Source organism: Acidisphaera sp. L21, assembly GCF_009765685.1.
Taxonomy (GTDB): Bacteria; Pseudomonadota; Alphaproteobacteria; order Acetobacterales; family Acetobacteraceae; genus LMUY01.
In genome coordinates this window covers 1-15,369 of sequence record NZ_LMUY01000102.1, presented here as the reverse complement: position 1 = coordinate 15,369, position 15,369 = coordinate 1, and the positions used below count along the sequence as shown (strand labels likewise).

The following is a 15,369-nucleotide window of genomic DNA, read 5'->3' as shown; positions in this document are numbered from 1 at the left end:
CCTATCACAGCCCATCCACTATCAGAGAGCCTGCGCCTGGCCGTCACGCAGGATGTGCGTGCAGCGGAGGCGGTGGGCCTCGGCAATCGGATCGTCCACCGGGTCCAGCGCGGATACGGTGGCAAAGCCCCCGGTCCGCAACCGGGCTGCGGCGAGATGGTCGGCGCCAACGGGCACGAAGACCCGAAACGGCAATCGCGGCGGGGCGCAAGCGCGCAGAACCGCGTCGGGGTAGAGCGTGAGGCCGGTGGCGGCCTCGTCATCACCGCAGACGTAGCGGCCGCCGCGGCCCAGCACTTCGTGCCGCCCAGTCGCGTAGACGGCGGTGCAGACGCCGGTGTGGTACGGCAGATCGCGAAATTCCAGCGGGTCGATGGTCAGTTTCAGCGAAGGGGCGCGGGCCTGGATGGCGCGCACGGTTTCCGCCAGGCGCTGGCACAATACGGCGGAAAGCGGCGGGAGTTCGATCGACTCCAGTCGCGCCAGAGCCGGGCCGGCGAGCCCGGCGGTGAGCAGCAGGTCGCTGAGGGTTTGGGCCAGCCGGCCGCCGTGCTGCACGACGGAGGCGACGTCCTTGCGGTCCAACGCGCGCAGCAGGGCCTGGCGGGCGGGGCCGGCGAACCCGGCCTCATCCAGCAGGGTTGGGGCAAGGCGCGGCAAGGTGAGGTCGAAGCTGACGCGGGTGAGGCCGAGAGCGGCCAGGGCTTCGGCGGCAACCAGCACCATTTCGGCGTCGGCGGCCAGGCTGTCGCAGCCGATGAGTTCGATGCCGGCCTGGGCGATCTGCCGGTCGGGCGCAATCTGGTTGCCGCGCACGCGCAGGCATTGGCCGGCGTAGCTGAGCCGGAGGGGGCGGGCGGCGGCGGCCAGGCGGGTGGTGGCGATGCGCGCGATCTGCGGCGTCATGTCGGCCCGGACGCCCATCATGCGGTGGGAGTCCGGGTCCATCAGGCGGAAGATCTGGTCCGCCGTTGCGCCGCCGGAGCCGGCGAGCAGGCTGTCCTCGAACTCCAGCAACGGCGGCTTGATCCGCTCGTAGCCATGGGCGGCGAACACGGCCATCACGACCTCCACCGCGGCGGCCTCGGTCTCGGCCTCGGGCGGCAATAGGTCGCGCAGCCCGGCGGGGAGCAGGGCCGGGTTGGCGAGGGCGTCGGGCAAGGTGTCGGGCATGTCCGGCGGGCTATACCATTGCGGGGGCGGCGGCAGAAGCGGTGGCGTGCGCCCAATCGAGCCAGGGCAGCAGTGCCTCGATATTCGCCGTCTCCACCGTGGCGCCGCCCCAGATGCGTAGGCCCGGGGGGGCGTCGCGGTAACTGGCGATGTCGTGCGCCACGCCCTCCGTTGCCAGCAGGTCGGCGATCCTGGGCGCGTGATCCGGGACGCGGAGGCAGATGGAGGTGGGGGAGCGTTGCGCCGGGTCGGCGGCGAGGAAGCTGGCCCATGGGGTATGGGCCTCCCACGCGGCGATGGCGGCGAGATTGGCCTCGGCCCGGGCGATGAGGGCTGGGAGGCCGCCGACGCTTTCGGCCCAGCGCAAACCATCCAGCGCGTCGGCGACGCAGAGCATGGAGGGCGTGTTGATCGTGTCGCCGCGGAACATGCCCGGCGTGATGCGGAAGATCTTGGGCAGCGGCCAAGTGGGGGTGTGTTCGGCCAGGCGAGCCAGGGCGCGGGGGGACATGGCAAGCATGCCGTGCCCCGCCTCCCCGCCCAGCGCCTTCTGCCAGGACCAGGTGACGACATCCAGCCGGTCCCACGGCAGGTCCATCGCGAAGGCCGCGGAGGTGGCGTCGCAGATGACCAGACCGTCGCCGCGCCGCAGCCAGGGGCCGTCCGTGAGGCGAGCGCCGGAGGTGGTGCCGTTCCAGGCGAGCACCAGGTCGTGCGCCGGATCGATGGCGGAGAGGTCCGGCAGGGTGCCGTAGTCGGCGGACAAGGTGCGGATTGCGGGGAGCTTGAGTTGAGTGGTGATGTCGGCGGCCCATAGGGCGGAGAAGCTTTCGAACGCGAGCACGTCCACCGGGCGCGGGCCAAGCAAGGACCACAGGGCCATTTCCACGGCGCCCGTGTCGGAGGCTGGAACGATGCCGAGCTTCCAGTCGGACGGCATCTGCAGCAGGGCGGCGGAGCGGTCGATCACCTCGGCCAATTGGGCGCGGGCGGCGGGGGCGCGGTGGCTGCGGCCGAGCATCGACGTGTCCAGCGCGTCGGCGCGCCAGCCCGGCCGCTTCGCGCAGGGACCGGAGGAGAAGCATGGATTGGTGGGTCGCAGCGCGGGCTTTGTCATCACGCAACCGGTATAGCTGAGAGCCCATGGCCGCGCACCACCGCTGCACGCGGCATCAAAGTTGCACCGGTGACGGTGGACAATGGGGCGGGCAATGGGGATGGTGGCAGACCGGATTTCGACAGGCCGGCAGATGCACCTGGTAGCGTTCCTGATGACGGGGCCGACCTGCCACCACCACGGCGCCTGGCGCCACCCGGACTCCGACGTGGAGGACGTGCTGAACCCGGCGCGCTACGAGCATATCGCTCGCGTGCTGGAGGCCGGCAAGTTCGACAGCCTGTTCTTCGCCGACATCTTGGGCGTGTACGATCTGTACGGCGGCAGTTACGACACCATGGCCGGACGCGGCGGCCAGGTGTGCCTACTGGACCCGGCGGTGCTGCTGCCGGGGATGGCGCGGGTGACCAGCCGGATCGGGTTGGGGCTGACCTATTCGTCCACGTTCAACCATCCGTATCAGATCGCCCGGATGCTCGCCTCGCTGGATCATGTGAGCGCCGGGCGGGCGGCGTGGAACGTGGTCGCGTCCACGTCGACGTTGGAGGCGCGGAATTTCGGCATGACGGAGATGCCGGGGCGCGCCCAGCGGTATGACCGGGCGGATGAGGTGTTGGAGGCGTGTTTCGCGCTGTGGAATAGCTGGGAGGACGGGGCGCTGGTGATGGACCGCGCCGCCGGTGTGTTCGCAAACCCGGCGAAGATTCATTACGCCGATTATGCCGGGCAGTGGGTGAAGACGCGGGGGCCGTTGACGACGCCGCGCTCGCCACAGGGACATCCGGTTATCATGCAGGCGGGGTCGTCCGAGCGGGGACGGGAGTTTGGGGCGCGGTGGGGAGAGATCATTTTCACCCTGCAGCACCAAAAAAGCGACATGCAGGCGTTCTACGCCGATTTCAAAACCCGCATGGCCCGGTATGGGCGGGCGCCGGAGGACTGCGTGATCCTACCCTCGATCGATGTGGTGCTGGGGGAGACGGAGGCGCTGGCGCGGGAACGGGCGGAGTATTTGAACAGCCTGGTCGATACGCAGTTGGGGATGGCGCAGATCTCCGGACATATCGGGGTTGATCTATCGCAGTACGATCCGGACCTGCCGTTGGCGGACATTACGCTGGAGGAAGGGTCGCGCGGGTCGTTCGATGTGATCCTGCAGGGCACGGCGGCAGAGGGGTTGACCCTGGGCGAAGCGGCACGGCGGTTTGCGACCAGCGAGTTGTGCCCGCAATTGGTGGGCACGGCGGAGCAGGTGGCAGATCGGCTGACGGATCTGTTCGAGGATCGCGCATGCGACGGGTTCGTGCTGACGCCGACGACATCACCGGGCATGTGGGAACAGTTTTGCCGCGGCGTGGTGCCCGTCTTGCAGAAGCGGGGCGTGTTTCGGACGGAGTATACGGGGCGGACGCTGCGGGAGCATTTACGGCCGGCTTAGGGTCCGCCAACGCTCCCCGGGTCATGATATAGCGGACCACACGTCTTTCGAATTGCGGACACGACGTTGCGGACTTCGTCGTGCGCCGCTGCGGGTTTATGGAGGCGAAGCGACTGTCTGTCCCTTATACGCTCAGGAGAGGACAGCCGGGCTCAGACGCGACGGCGGCGGATCAAACCGAAGGCCAGCATGCCGCTTCCAAACACCGCGAGGGAAATCGCTCCGGAACGGTTGTAACCGGATTGTTCACGATGGAAACGTCCACGTTGTCGATGCCATAGAATTCGTTCCCAGTACCCTCGTTCGACCCATCGGTGAAGGCTAGAGCGAAATTTGATGCAGCATCTGGGATCGTCAAAGTGATGCTGTATTCGGAATCCTGAATGCCGTTCCCAGAATCCGGAAAACCGGAATAACCGAGTGCATTCGTCGTTGTTGCGCCGGTCGCCGGTGCGCTGCCGGGCGTCGGGTATGTTTGAAGGTTGCCACCACCGTAGTTGGCAAACGCCTGGTTGAAGGCCGTGCCGGCCGTCGCGCCCAAATAGCTCACGGTGAAGAAGTCTCCTGCACCACCACCGTTGATGACACTGCCGGTTCCGTCCATGCTGCCTACGACATCGATCGTAAACGCGACATCGACCTCGGTGTGCGCGGCAAGCCCAATAAGGGATAGGGTGGTTTGCGTCGTCGGACCGCTGCTCGCAAGGAATCCTTGCCCCGAGGGGGAAGTCTTCACACTCCACGCACCGGTAAAATCGGTCGCAGTGGACGAAAAATCGTTGGAATAGACTGGAGCGGCCATAGCCGCCGGCGCTACCACGATCACCGCAGCAGCAACTAACCACGTCGATAGTCGGGCCATCAAAACCTCCAAACGCATTCTAATCGCATATGAGCAATCAGCATGCCATGTCGGTGGAGCGGTTTTCTGCGTTAGATGTCAAAGGGTTAGAGGATTCCTACAGCTCTCGGTTTCGTGAGCTGTAAATTCTCTCGACGGGCCACCAGGCTGAGCCGGAATTCGCGCTAGTCCCGCAGTCGCTTCAAAACCGACGCCGGATCGGTCAGGAAAGCGCGCGTGACGCGGACGTGCTCCAAGTCGTCCCACTCGGCCGGCGCAAGTTGGCCGTGATCGGCACACAGGATGGTGGCGCCGGGTAGCGCTAATAGAATGGGCGAGTGGGTTGCGATGACAAATTGGCAGCCGCTTGCGACCAAATCCTCGATCATGATGATCAGTGCCAGGATGCGGGTGGGGGAGAGTGGGGTTTCGGGTTCGTCTAGGAAATACAGGCCATCTGGCGCCAGTCGCGCCTGCAACAGATGGAGGAAGGTCTCACCGTGGGAACGGGCGTCCGGGTCGGCGCCGTAGGTTTGGGCTAACAGGCTGGCTTGCCCCCGGGCCAGACCGACGGCGCGGGTGCGGCCGATGCCGGGCGGGACGACGCGGCCCAGATCCTTCGCCTCTGCCTGCAAGACGGCCATGTCGCGGGTGACGCGGGTGGTGAAGCCGAACACATCCTCGGCCCGCAGGAACAGGCGGGTATAGGCCTTGGCGGTGCGGATGAAGCGAAAGCCGTCGTCGAAGCGCCTTGCGCTGTTGAGCGTCGGGTCGCGCTCCAGCCCGTGGCTGCCGATGGCGGTGGCGGCCATGCCCCAGGCCAGGCCCTCCAACAGGGTGGATTTGCCGCAGCCATTCTCGCCCACCAGGAAGGTGACTGCGGTGGTGAGCCGCAGATCCTGCAGCCCGGCGATGAGCGGCACCGTCCAGGGAAACCCCTCACCCACATGGCCCGGACGGCGGACGATGCGGTCGAGGAACATCAGGGAGTGACGAGGTGGCCCAGCGGCCCATGGCCGGCGCCGATGCCGGGGGCCGCAGCAATGGCCGCCTGCACGTAGTCGCGGGCGCGGGCGACGGCGGCGGGGAGCGTCATGCCCGCGGCCAAGCCGGTGGCGACGGCAGTGGCCAGGGTACAGCCGGTGCCGTGAGTGTGCCGGGTCGGTAGACGGGGGCGGGCGAATTCCAGCGTTTCGTCATGCGTCGCCAACAGGTCGACCACGGTGTCGCCGTCCGCGTGACCGCCTTTTAGCAGCACGGCGGGGACGCCGAGGGTCAGCAGGATTTCGACCGCCTCGTGCATTGCGGCCAAGTCGGGGATGGGGCGGCCGACGAGCAATTCTGCTTCGGGCAGGTTTGGGGTCAGTAGCGTGGCGAGGGGCAGCAACAGCCGCTTCAGCGCCGCGAGGGCGTCATGGTCCAGCAGGCGGGCGCCGCCCTTGGCCACCATGACCGGGTCGATCACCATGGGTAACCCGGCGTTGGCGAGCGCGTCTGCCACAGCCTCGATCGTGGCGATATCGCCCAGCATGCCGGTTTTGACGGCGTCGGCGCCGGGGTCGGTCAAGGCGACTTCGATCTGCTGGCGAATGAAGGCCGTGGGCACCTTGTGGATGGCGTGGACCCCGCGCGTGTCCTGGGCGGTGAGTGCCGTGATCGCGGTGCTGGCGTAGCCGCCGAGGGCCATTGCGGTCTTTATGTCGGCCTGGATGCCGGCGCCACCGCCCGAATCCGAGCCGGCGATGACCAGGACGCGCGGGATCACGCCGCGCGTGCCTGGGTGATCTTGGTAATCGTGGCACAAAGCACGTCGACGATGCGGGTGACGAGCGCCTCGTCCTCCCCCTCCGCCATGACACGAATGACGGGTTCGGTGCCGCTGGCGCGGAGCAGCAGTCGACCGGTGGCGGCTAGGCTGGCCTCCGCCTCAACCACGGCCTCGCGCAATTGCGGGTCGGTGAGCGGTGATGGGCCGGTGAAACGGACACTGCGCAGGCGTTGGGGCAGCGGATCGAACAGGCGGAGCGCCTCACTGGCTGGGCGGCGCTGTTCCACCAACACGGCCAGCACCTGCAGGGCCGCGACGAGGCCGTCGCCGGTGGTGGAGTAGTCGGCGAGGATCATGTGGCCGGATTGTTCGCCGCCCAAATTCAGGCCGTCGGCGCGCATGCGTTCCATGACGTAGCGGTCGCCCACGGCGGTGCGGCGCAACTCCAGCCCCTGCCCGGCCAGAAACCGCTCCAGCCCGAGGTTGGACATGACGGTTGCCACCACGGCGCCGCCGCGCAGTTTGCCGGTGCGGTGAAGGTTCATTGCCGCCAGGGCCAGGATCTGGTCGCCATCGACGATGCGGCCGCGTTCGTCCGACATCAGCAGCCGATCGGCATCGCCGTCCAGCGCGATGCCAAGGTCGGCGCCGTGTTCGACCACAGCGCGGCAGAGATGCTCCGGCACGGTGGAGCCGCAGTCGCGGTTGATGTTGAAGCCATCGGGCGTGACGCCGAGCTGAACGACGGTCGCACCCAGTTCCCACAGGACGGTGGGGGCGACCTTATAGGCGGCGCCATGCGCGCAATCGATTACGATCTTCAGCCCATCCAGCGTCTGGCCGCGGGGGAAGGTCGCCTTGGCGCTTTCGATATAGCGGCCGGCGGCATCGACCAGGCGGGAAGCGCGGCCCAGGGCAGAGGGGGCGGCCATGCGATCGGATAGGCCGGACGCCATCAGCGCCTCGATCTCGGCCTCGGTCGCGTCGGAGAGTTTGTAGCCGTCGGGGCCGAACAGCTTGATGCCGTTATCCTCGAACGGGTTGTGGCTGGCGGAGATCATGACGCCGAGGTCGGCGCGCATGCTGCGGGTGAGCATGGCAATGGCCGGGGTAGGCAACGGGCCGACCAATTGCACGTCCATGCCCACGCCCACGAAGCCGGCGACCAAAGCGGGCTCGATCATGTAACCCGACAGCCGTGTGTCCTTGCCCACGAGCACGCGGTGGCGGTGGCTGCCGCGGACGAACATGATGCCGGCGGCTTGCCCGAGCCGCAGCGCTATTTCCGCCGTCATCGGATCGGCATTGGCCGTCCCGCGAATTCCATCCGTGCCGAACAGGCGCCTGCCGTTTACCATCGTATTCGCAGCCCGTTGGTGTATTAAGCAACAGTCCTAGCCTAGCCGGTGAGTGCGGACCAGACCCGGATGGCCTCGGCAGTCGCAGCGACGTCATGCACACGCAACATTGCTGCGCCCCGGGATAATGCGAAGACTGCGGCGGCGAGAGACCCGCCTAGGCGTTCCTTCGGCACGGGTTGTCCACCTAACGCGCCGATGAACCGCTTGCGCGAGACACCAACCAGCAGCGGCCGGCCCAGTGCATGCAATGGGCCGAGGTTGCGCAGCAAGGCCACGCTCTGCGGTGCGGTTTTGGCGAAGCCGATGCCAGGGTCCAGCATCACCTGGCCAGGCGCGATGCCCGCGCGCTCCGCCTGCGACAGGCTGGCGGCGAGTTCTGCTGCGACCTCGATTGCAACGTCGTCATACTGGGCCAGGCTGTTCATGGTCGCGGGCGTGCCGCGCATGTGCATCAGAATGACGGGGCAACCCCAGCGCGCAACAACGCAAGCGGCATCCGGATCGTGGTGCAGCGCCGTGACGTCGTTGATGATGGTTGCCCCGGCGTCGAGCGCAGCGGCCATCGTCGCAGCGTTGCGAGTGTCGATCGAGATCGGGACCCCGGCGTCGCGCAGGCCCTTTATGACCGGCAGGATGCGGGCTTGTTCGTCGGAGGGGTGAACAAGAGAGCTACCGGGGCTCGTCGTCTCGCCACCGATGTCTAGGACATCCGCCCCTTCTGCGATCATGCGGTGCCCGGCGGCAATCGCAATGGCCGGGTCGCGGTGGTCGCCGCCATCGCTGAAGCTATCCGGCGTGACGTTCAGGATCGCCATAATAGTTGGGCGCGAGGGAAGCCCCCGCGCCCAAAACCCCTCCCCCACCGGGAGAGGGTTCGCAAGCATGGTAGCGCTCAGCCCGGTTGGGGAGCGGCCCCAAGGCCACCCGTCGGCGGGGCCAGCGGACGCGTTGTCGGGACAGAGGCGCGACGGGTTTCCGGCGCGGGCTCGTCGACGACCTTCTTGATGACCGTCTCCCCGCGCAGCACGGTGCGGATTTCGTCGCCGGACAGCGTCTCGTGCTCCAGCAAACCGCGCGCCAGGCGATGCAGTTCCTCGATATTGTCGGTGAGGATCTGGTGGGCCTTTTTGTAGGCCCGGTCGATGATGCCCTTGATCTCGGCATCGATCTCACGCGCCGTCACTTCGGACACGTTCTTGTTCTGGGTGACGGAGTGGCCGAGGAAGACCTCCTGGCTGTTATCGCCATAAGCGATCATGCCCAGCGACTCACTCATGCCCCACTCGGTGACCATGTTGCGGGCGATGTTGGTCGCCTGCTTGATGTCGCCGCCGGCGCCAGTGGAGACGCGATCGGCGCCGAAGATAATCTCCTCGGCAACGCGGCCACCCATCGCCATCACCAAGCGAGCGATCAGGCGGGCCTTGTTCTCGGAAAGACGATCACCTTCCGGCAGGCTCATCACGAGGCCGAGCGCACGGCCGCGGGGGATGATCGTCGCCTTGTGGACGGGGTCGCAATCCGGCTCGTGCATGGCGCACAAGGCGTGGCCGGATTCGTGGTAGGCGGTCATCCGCTTCTCGGCGTCGGACATGACGAGCGAACGACGCTCGCTGCCCATCATCACCTTGTCCTTGGCGTGTTCGAACTCGTACATCGCCACGGTGCGCTTGCCCATGCGGGCAGCCAACAGGGCGGCTTCGTTCACCAGGTTGGCGAGGTCTGCGCCGGAGAAGCCGGGCGTGCCGCGGGCAATGGTCTTCGGGTCGACGTCGTTAGCCAATGGGACCTTGCGCATGTGAACGCGCAGGATCTTCTCGCGACCGCCAACATCGGGGTTCGGCACCACCACCTGGCGATCGAACCGGCCGGGGCGCAGCAGGGCCGGGTCCAGCACGTCGGGACGGTTGGTGGCGGCGATGAGGATCACGCCCTCATTGCTCTCGAACCCGTCCATCTCGACCAGCATCTGGTTGAGCGTCTGCTCACGTTCATCGTTGCCGCCGCCCAGGCCGGCGCCACGATGGCGACCAACGGCGTCGATCTCGTCGATGAAGATGATGCAGGGGGCGTTCTTCTTGCCCTGCTCGAACATGTCGCGCACGCGGCTGGCGCCGACGCCGACGAACATCTCCACGAAATCGGAGCCGGAGATCGTAAAGAACGGCACGTTCGCCTCACCGGCGATGGCGCGGGCCAGCAGGGTCTTACCGGTGCCGGGAGGGCCGACCAGCAGCACGCCCTTGGGGATCTTGCCGCCCAGGCGCTGGAATTTCTGCGGGTCCTTCAGGAACTCCACGATCTCCTGCAGCTCGGATTTGGCTTCGTCGATGCCGGCCACGTCCTCGAACGTGACGCGACCCTGCTTCTCCGTCAGCATGCGGGCGCGGGACTTGCCGAAGCCCATGGCGCGACCGCCGCCGGATTGCATCTGGCGCATGAAGAACACCCAGACGCCGATCAGCAGCAGCATCGGGAACCAGTTGAGCAGGTAATGGAAGATGTTGTTGCTGCCCTCGTCCTCGGGCTTGGCGACGACGCGGACGCCCTTATCGGTCAGCTTCTGGACCAGCGAGGGATCTTCCGGCGTGTAGGTCTGGAACGTGCGGTTGTCGGTGAGTTGCCCGGTGACGATGCGGCCCTGGATGGTCACGTCATGCACACGGCCGCTCGCGACATCGCTCAAGAAGTCGGAATAGGCCATCTGGGACGCGGAGCGCTGCGTCGAACCCGGTTGGAACAGGTTGAACAGCACCACCAGCAGAAGGGCTATGATGACCCAGAGTGCGAGGTTGCGGCCGAAATTGCTCATCTATGTTCCCTGGCCATCCAAAACATGACCTCTGCCCCAACGACAGGAGCGAGGCCGTTGCAATCCACACCTCGACCAATCCGGTGCCGGTGCTGACACCAACATGGGATCGCCGCTTCGCGAACACACCCCCGGCCGCGCTAGCAAGGCAAGAAAGATGCCCCGGCGGCGGGCAAACCCGCATGGCGTATGACGCCCCGATTTTGGGACAGCATAGGTCCACCATAGTCTAAATCGGGGACAGCGGATAGCACGCTGTTGTATCGAAAGGTGGGAAGGGCGTTAAGGACAGCAGCAGGCAAGGCAGATTGCCTACGGAATGCGGCGGAGTCCCGGCCTAGCGAGCCGATCGCCGCACCGGTCGGCGCTGACGTCACGCGGTAGCGTCCGTCCCAGACAGTGCCGGGCGTGGCATTGGCCGGGGCCTGGATCGCCGCGGCCTCCCGCACCAGCAGCCAGCCGGGGCCGAGTTTGCCAGCAGGCAGGATCTGCACACCGGCAACGGTGCCGGGCCGGGGGTTTGCCGCCCATGCATCGATATGGGCGACCGGGAAGCCCCTGCCCGCGAGGCTGCGCAGCAAGGAAGCCAGCGTTTGCGAATGGAGTGGGCCAGGCGACAGGATTGCGAACCGCTCCGGATGGATCGAGGCACGGGCGGCCAGTTCCAGGGCGATCGCCTGGCCGGATTCCGCGCGGTTGGCGCCGCACCGGGCGGCCTCGGCCAGCAATTCGGCACGGTCGGTGCCGATCTCGCGGCGCAGGCGAGCGCGGGTCTGGCGTTGGTCGGTATTGGTCGGATCGTCTACCGGGACCAGGCCGGCAGCGGTGACGAAGTTGCGCAAGGGCGCCGGGTCGATGGCGAGCAGCGGGCGCAGCAGGCGGATATCATCAGTTTCGACGCAAGCGGCCATGCCCGCCAATCCGTCCGGCCCACTGGAACGACGACGACGCATCAGCACCGTTTCCGCCTGGTCACCGGCATGGTGGCCGACCAGCAGGTCGACCAACCCGGCGTGGCGGCAGGCCGCGGACAGGGCGGCGTATCGCGCGGCGCGGGCGCGGGCGGCGATGCCGGGGCCTGGCGCCAAATCCGTCAGGCGCAGGATGGTGGTGGGAATGCCTCGTGCGCCCAGCACCTCCCGCACCCACGCTGCCTCACTGGCCGATTCGCCGCGGAGGCCGTGGTCGACCACGAAGGCGATCGGGTCGCCCCAGCCTCTCGCCAGTAGGGCCAGCGCCAGGCTGTCGGCGCCGCCCGAGACGGCGACGGCGACGCGCCTTGCACCATCCCAAGGCCCCAACCGCGCCAGGGCGGCTGCAAAGATCGCCGCTAGCGGCAGGCGGCTCTCTGCCGGGCGGCGGCCACGCCATCGCGGACGTCCGGGCGGGGCTGCGGGAACTCGGCCTTCAGCTTGGCCAGTGCATCGCAGGCGGACTGGCGGTCGCCGAGCCCGATCAGCGCGTTGGCAACGCCCAGCAAGGCATCGGGGGCGCGGGCACTGGTCTTGGCGCGGTTATAGGCATCGTAGAAATCGGGGGCGGCCTGCTGGTAGTTACGCTGCCCGATCTCCGCCTGGGCGAGCAGGAATTGGGCATCGGCCGCGCGTGGACCCTTCTTGCCCAGGACCTCACGCGCCGCGGCCTCGGCGGCCGGGTAGTCGCGCCGGGCCAGGGCGGCATTGCCCTCCTGCATTGCCAGTTCGGGCGTGCGCGGCGGCGGGCCAGCGGGCGGGCCGGACGGCAGACTGCCCAGCGAGCCACCGCCCAGCGAGGATGGCGGCGGGCTCTGCTGCTGGGAGGCACGGGGCGGCGGGGGACTGGCAGAACCACCGCCACCGCCGCCACCACCATTTTGCATCGCGAATGTCAGATCGGCGATCTGCTTGGCCAGATCTTCGCTCTGGCGCTGTTGCTGGTTGGTCAACTGGTCCACCTGGCCGCGCAGCGTGCGCACCTGGTCCTCCAGCGTGGACACGCGATCCAGCAATTGCGCGGTCAAACCGGGGTCGGTGCCACCGCCGCGGTCGGGGCGGTAGACGGGAGCGGGGCCGCCACCGCCGCGGGGCATGGACTGCATCTGCTGCCGCAGTTCCAAAATCTGGTTTTGCAGCGCGATTGCCTCGCGGCTGTCCATTTGGGCCATAGCGGGGCCACCCATCAGCAACGCACCCGCCAGAACCAAACCGGCAACCCTCATCCCCAGCACTCCCGCCTGTATCTTGCGCCGGGTTCTACGTCGCCCCGGCCAACCCGCAAACAGCAAAAAGCCGGCGACCCCAAGTAGGATCGCCGGCCCATCGTCTCAGATCCGGTCTAGCGGACGGAGGTGATCGCGTTGCGGTTCTGCTGATACGCGCTCTCGTCCGAACCCAGTGCCGTCGGGCGATCCTTGCCGTAGCTGATGGTGCTGATGCGGGACGAGGCGACGCCGTGGGCGACCAGGTAATCACGGGCGGCATTGGCGCGGCGGGCGCCAAGGGCGATGTTGAATTCCTCGGTCCCACGCTCGTCGCAATTGCCGGCGAGTTGGACGGAGTCCTGCGGATACTGGCCGAGCCACGCGGACTGACGGTCCAGCGTGCCGCGCGCGTCGCCGCTCAGGCTCGATTCGTTCAGGGCGTAGAACACGCGGTCACCGACGTTGGCCACCAGGTCTTCCTGGCTGCCCGGCACTGCGCCGGACGTGCCGCCAGCCACCGCGCCCGTCCCTGCGCTCGCGCCGCTCGTGTCAGCCTTGTTGGCGCAAGCCGACAACAGTGCCAGCGAAGCGAAAAGGGCCAAAGTCTTGGTGTTCATCTATCTTCATTCCTGGGTTGCGGTGGTCAAGCGAACGTGTCCCGGCGGTAACGGTCAAGCGAGGAAGTCGTTCCGACAAAATTTCGACTACGGTTCGTTTATTCCTACGTCAAGGCCCTGCGCAAAGTATTGTCAGGCGAGCAGTGGTGACCAGGCCGGATCGGATGCATCGCCAGCCGTCGGTACTGCCCTCTCGTTAAAGCCGGTGATGTCGATCGAGACGAGCTTGGACCCGTAGCCGCCGCCGCGATTGTCCCGGGCTGCGCTTTCGCGGAAGAACATCAGCACCCGGCCGTTCGGGCAAAAGGTTGGGCCTTCCACGTCGAAACTCTCCGACAATATGCGCTCGCCGGAACCATCGGGGTGCATCACGCCGATTGCGAAGGAGGAGCCGAGGCGAGTGAACGCGATCAGATCGCCCCGTGGGGACCAAACCGGCGTGGCATACCGGCCGCTGCCGAACGAAATGCGTTTGGCGCCGCCGCCGCCGCTGCTCATGACGTAGAGTTGTTGGTCGCCGCCGCGGTCGGAGTTGAAGACGATCTGCGAGCCGTCCGGGCTGTAGCATGGGCTGGTATCGATCGCGCCGGAATTGGTCAGCCGCTGGCTGCCGCCCCCGCCGAGTCCGACCGTGACGATGTCCGACCCGGCGCCCCGCGTGACGGACATGATGACATGGCTGCCATCGGGGGCGAAACGCGGGGCGAAAGTGATGCCGTCGAACTCCCCCAGCACGCGCTGGGCGCCGCTGCCCAGGTTGAAGGAATACACGCGGGGGCGGTTGTTGGCGTAGGACATGAACACGATCTCGTCCCGCGTCGGATGGAAACGGGGGGTGAGCACCAGCCACGAGCCGTCGGTGAGGTAGCGATTGTTCTCGCTGTCCTGGTCCATGATGGCCAGGCGCTTCACCCGGCGGTCACGCGGGCCGGAGCCGGCGACGTAGACGATGCGGGTGTCGAAATACCCCTTCTCGCCCAGCAGCCGTTCGTAAATCACGTCGGCAATGATGTGCGCGACGCGGCGCCAGTTGCCGGCGGCTGTGGTGTAGGCGGTGCCCTGGATCTGCTGGCCCACGGGGACGTCCCACAGCCGGAACTCGACCCGGCCGGAGGTAGCGGTGCCGGTAACCAGCGCCTGTGCGCCGGTTGCCTTCCAGGCGTTGAAGTTCGGCGCATCGCCTGCCGCCGCGCCGCCGCTGACGGGCTTGAACAGGCCGGAACGCTGCAGGTCTGCACTGATGACGCCGGTGATCTGGGCACCCAGATCGCCGCCCATGGTGGGGATGGCGATCGGGATCGGGTCGGTGCGGGCACGGTCCACGGTGATCGCGGCGGTCGGTGCGCTGCCGGGGTTCGGCGCCTGCGCCCAAGCGGGGGCCGTCAGCAGCGTGGCAGTGCCAGCAAGCGCGCCGCGCCGACCGATGATCGGGGTGATGAGGCTCATGGCGTTATCTCCGGTCAAGGCTTGAAGAATAATCAGGGCTTGAAGATGAAGTCGAAGCGATGGGTTGAGCCCAGCATGCCCGCCGGCAGCGGCAGGGCAGAGCACTGGGCGGCCAGCACTGCGCGTACGGCACGCTCACCAAACGCATGCAAAGGGCTTCCGGCTGCAGCCGCCGGGTCACCAGGTGCGATTTGCGCCAGACGGGCGACACCCTGGGCGTCCGTGGTGACGATCAGGTGCACCGAGAACTGGTCGGCGTTCAGCGCGCCTGCGTCACGCGTCCAGCAATCGCGCACCTTCTCGCCGATGGCACCACGCTGCTGCACGTTGAGCGAGGTGTTGTCGGTGCCATGCACGCTGCCGCCCTGCTGCGGGGCGCCCGAGCGGGACGGGTTGTAGCGGGCGGTCGGCGCTTCGGTCTGCTGGCGCAGGGAGCGCAGCTTTTCCAGCGTGTTCAACAAGCTGCGGCTGTCCGGCGCGGGCGTCTTGGCCTCGTTCGGCTGGGTGCTCTGGCTCGGAGGGTTCGGCTTCGGCGGCGCGGGTGTGGGCGGCGGCGGGGCCGGAGGCGGCGGGACCGGGAGTGGGGGCGTGGGCAGCGGCGGCGTGGGGGCCGGGGG

Annotated in this window: 13 protein-coding genes and 1 pseudogene; 1 reads left to right on the top strand and 13 read right to left on the bottom strand. The window is 67.3% G+C overall.

The window, feature by feature from the left end:
• Positions 1-21: 21 nt before the first annotated feature.
• Entirely contained in the window at positions 22-1,173 is a 1,152-nt protein-coding gene (locus GSQ76_RS19945) for an ATP phosphoribosyltransferase regulatory subunit (RefSeq protein ID WP_158745866.1), read from the bottom strand.
• Positions 1,174-1,183: 10 nt separating this feature from the next.
• Positions 1,184-2,290 carry a phosphoserine transaminase gene (locus GSQ76_RS19940; protein ID WP_158745865.1) on the bottom strand — a complete coding sequence of 369 codons (1,107 nt, stop codon included), beginning with the start codon at positions 2,288-2,290 and terminating at the stop codon, positions 1,184-1,186.
• Positions 2,291-2,384: 94 nt separating this feature from the next.
• Between GSQ76_RS19940 and GSQ76_RS19935 the strand changes: the two genes are divergently transcribed.
• Complete coding sequence (locus tag GSQ76_RS19935) at positions 2,385-3,728, top strand: LLM class flavin-dependent oxidoreductase (RefSeq protein WP_254070518.1); 1,344 nt, start codon at positions 2,385-2,387, stop codon at positions 3,726-3,728.
• Between the two features lie 172 nt (positions 3,729-3,900).
• On the opposite strand, the gene GSQ76_RS19930 is transcribed toward GSQ76_RS19935, so the two are convergent.
• The 11 genes and pseudogenes from GSQ76_RS19930 to GSQ76_RS19880 all read right to left on the bottom strand — a co-directional run.
• On the bottom strand, positions 3,901-4,590 hold the full coding sequence (locus GSQ76_RS19930) for a hypothetical protein (protein WP_158745864.1): 690 nt from the start codon (positions 4,588-4,590) through the stop codon (positions 3,901-3,903).
• 164 nt (positions 4,591-4,754) lie between these two features.
• The gene (locus GSQ76_RS19925; RefSeq protein ID WP_158745863.1) at positions 4,755-5,552 is read right to left on the bottom strand and encodes an AAA family ATPase; all 798 of its coding nucleotides are present in this window, start codon (positions 5,550-5,552) and stop codon (positions 4,755-4,757) included.
• Positions 5,552-6,334, bottom strand: coding sequence for a bifunctional hydroxymethylpyrimidine kinase/phosphomethylpyrimidine kinase (gene thiD, locus GSQ76_RS19920; RefSeq protein ID WP_158745862.1), 783 nt, complete (start codon positions 6,332-6,334; stop codon positions 5,552-5,554). The genes GSQ76_RS19925 and thiD overlap by 1 nt, the downstream gene beginning before the upstream one ends.
• Complete coding sequence (gene glmM, locus GSQ76_RS19915) at positions 6,331-7,695, bottom strand: phosphoglucosamine mutase (protein ID WP_158745861.1); 1,365 nt, start codon at positions 7,693-7,695, stop codon at positions 6,331-6,333. The genes thiD and glmM overlap by 4 nt, the downstream gene beginning before the upstream one ends.
• A gap of 41 nt (positions 7,696-7,736) precedes the next feature.
• On the bottom strand, positions 7,737-8,582 hold the full coding sequence (folP, locus tag GSQ76_RS19910; RefSeq protein WP_158745860.1) for a dihydropteroate synthase: 846 nt from the start codon (positions 8,580-8,582) through the stop codon (positions 7,737-7,739).
• A gap of 8 nt (positions 8,583-8,590) precedes the next feature.
• Positions 8,591-10,510, bottom strand: a complete 1,920-nt coding sequence (gene ftsH / locus GSQ76_RS19905; protein ID WP_158745859.1) for an ATP-dependent zinc metalloprotease FtsH — start codon at positions 10,508-10,510, stop codon at positions 8,591-8,593.
• Between the two features lie 140 nt (positions 10,511-10,650).
• Positions 10,651-11,811 carry a tRNA lysidine(34) synthetase TilS gene (tilS, locus tag GSQ76_RS19900; RefSeq protein ID WP_158745858.1) on the bottom strand — a complete coding sequence of 387 codons (1,161 nt, stop codon included), beginning with the start codon at positions 11,809-11,811 and terminating at the stop codon, positions 10,651-10,653.
• 29 nt (positions 11,812-11,840) lie between these two features.
• Entirely contained in the window at positions 11,841-12,707 is an 867-nt protein-coding gene (locus tag GSQ76_RS19895) for a tol-pal system YbgF family protein (protein ID WP_158745857.1), read from the bottom strand.
• Between the two features lie 116 nt (positions 12,708-12,823).
• The gene (locus GSQ76_RS19890; protein WP_158745856.1) at positions 12,824-13,306 is read right to left on the bottom strand and encodes an OmpA family protein; all 483 of its coding nucleotides are present in this window, start codon (positions 13,304-13,306) and stop codon (positions 12,824-12,826) included.
• 132 nt (positions 13,307-13,438) lie between these two features.
• Positions 13,439-14,752, bottom strand: a complete 1,314-nt coding sequence (tolB, locus tag GSQ76_RS19885) for a Tol-Pal system beta propeller repeat protein TolB (RefSeq protein WP_158745855.1) — start codon at positions 14,750-14,752, stop codon at positions 13,439-13,441.
• Positions 14,753-14,784: 32 nt separating this feature from the next.
• A pseudogene (locus GSQ76_RS19880) lies at positions 14,785-15,369 on the bottom strand (hypothetical protein); the annotation flags it as partial.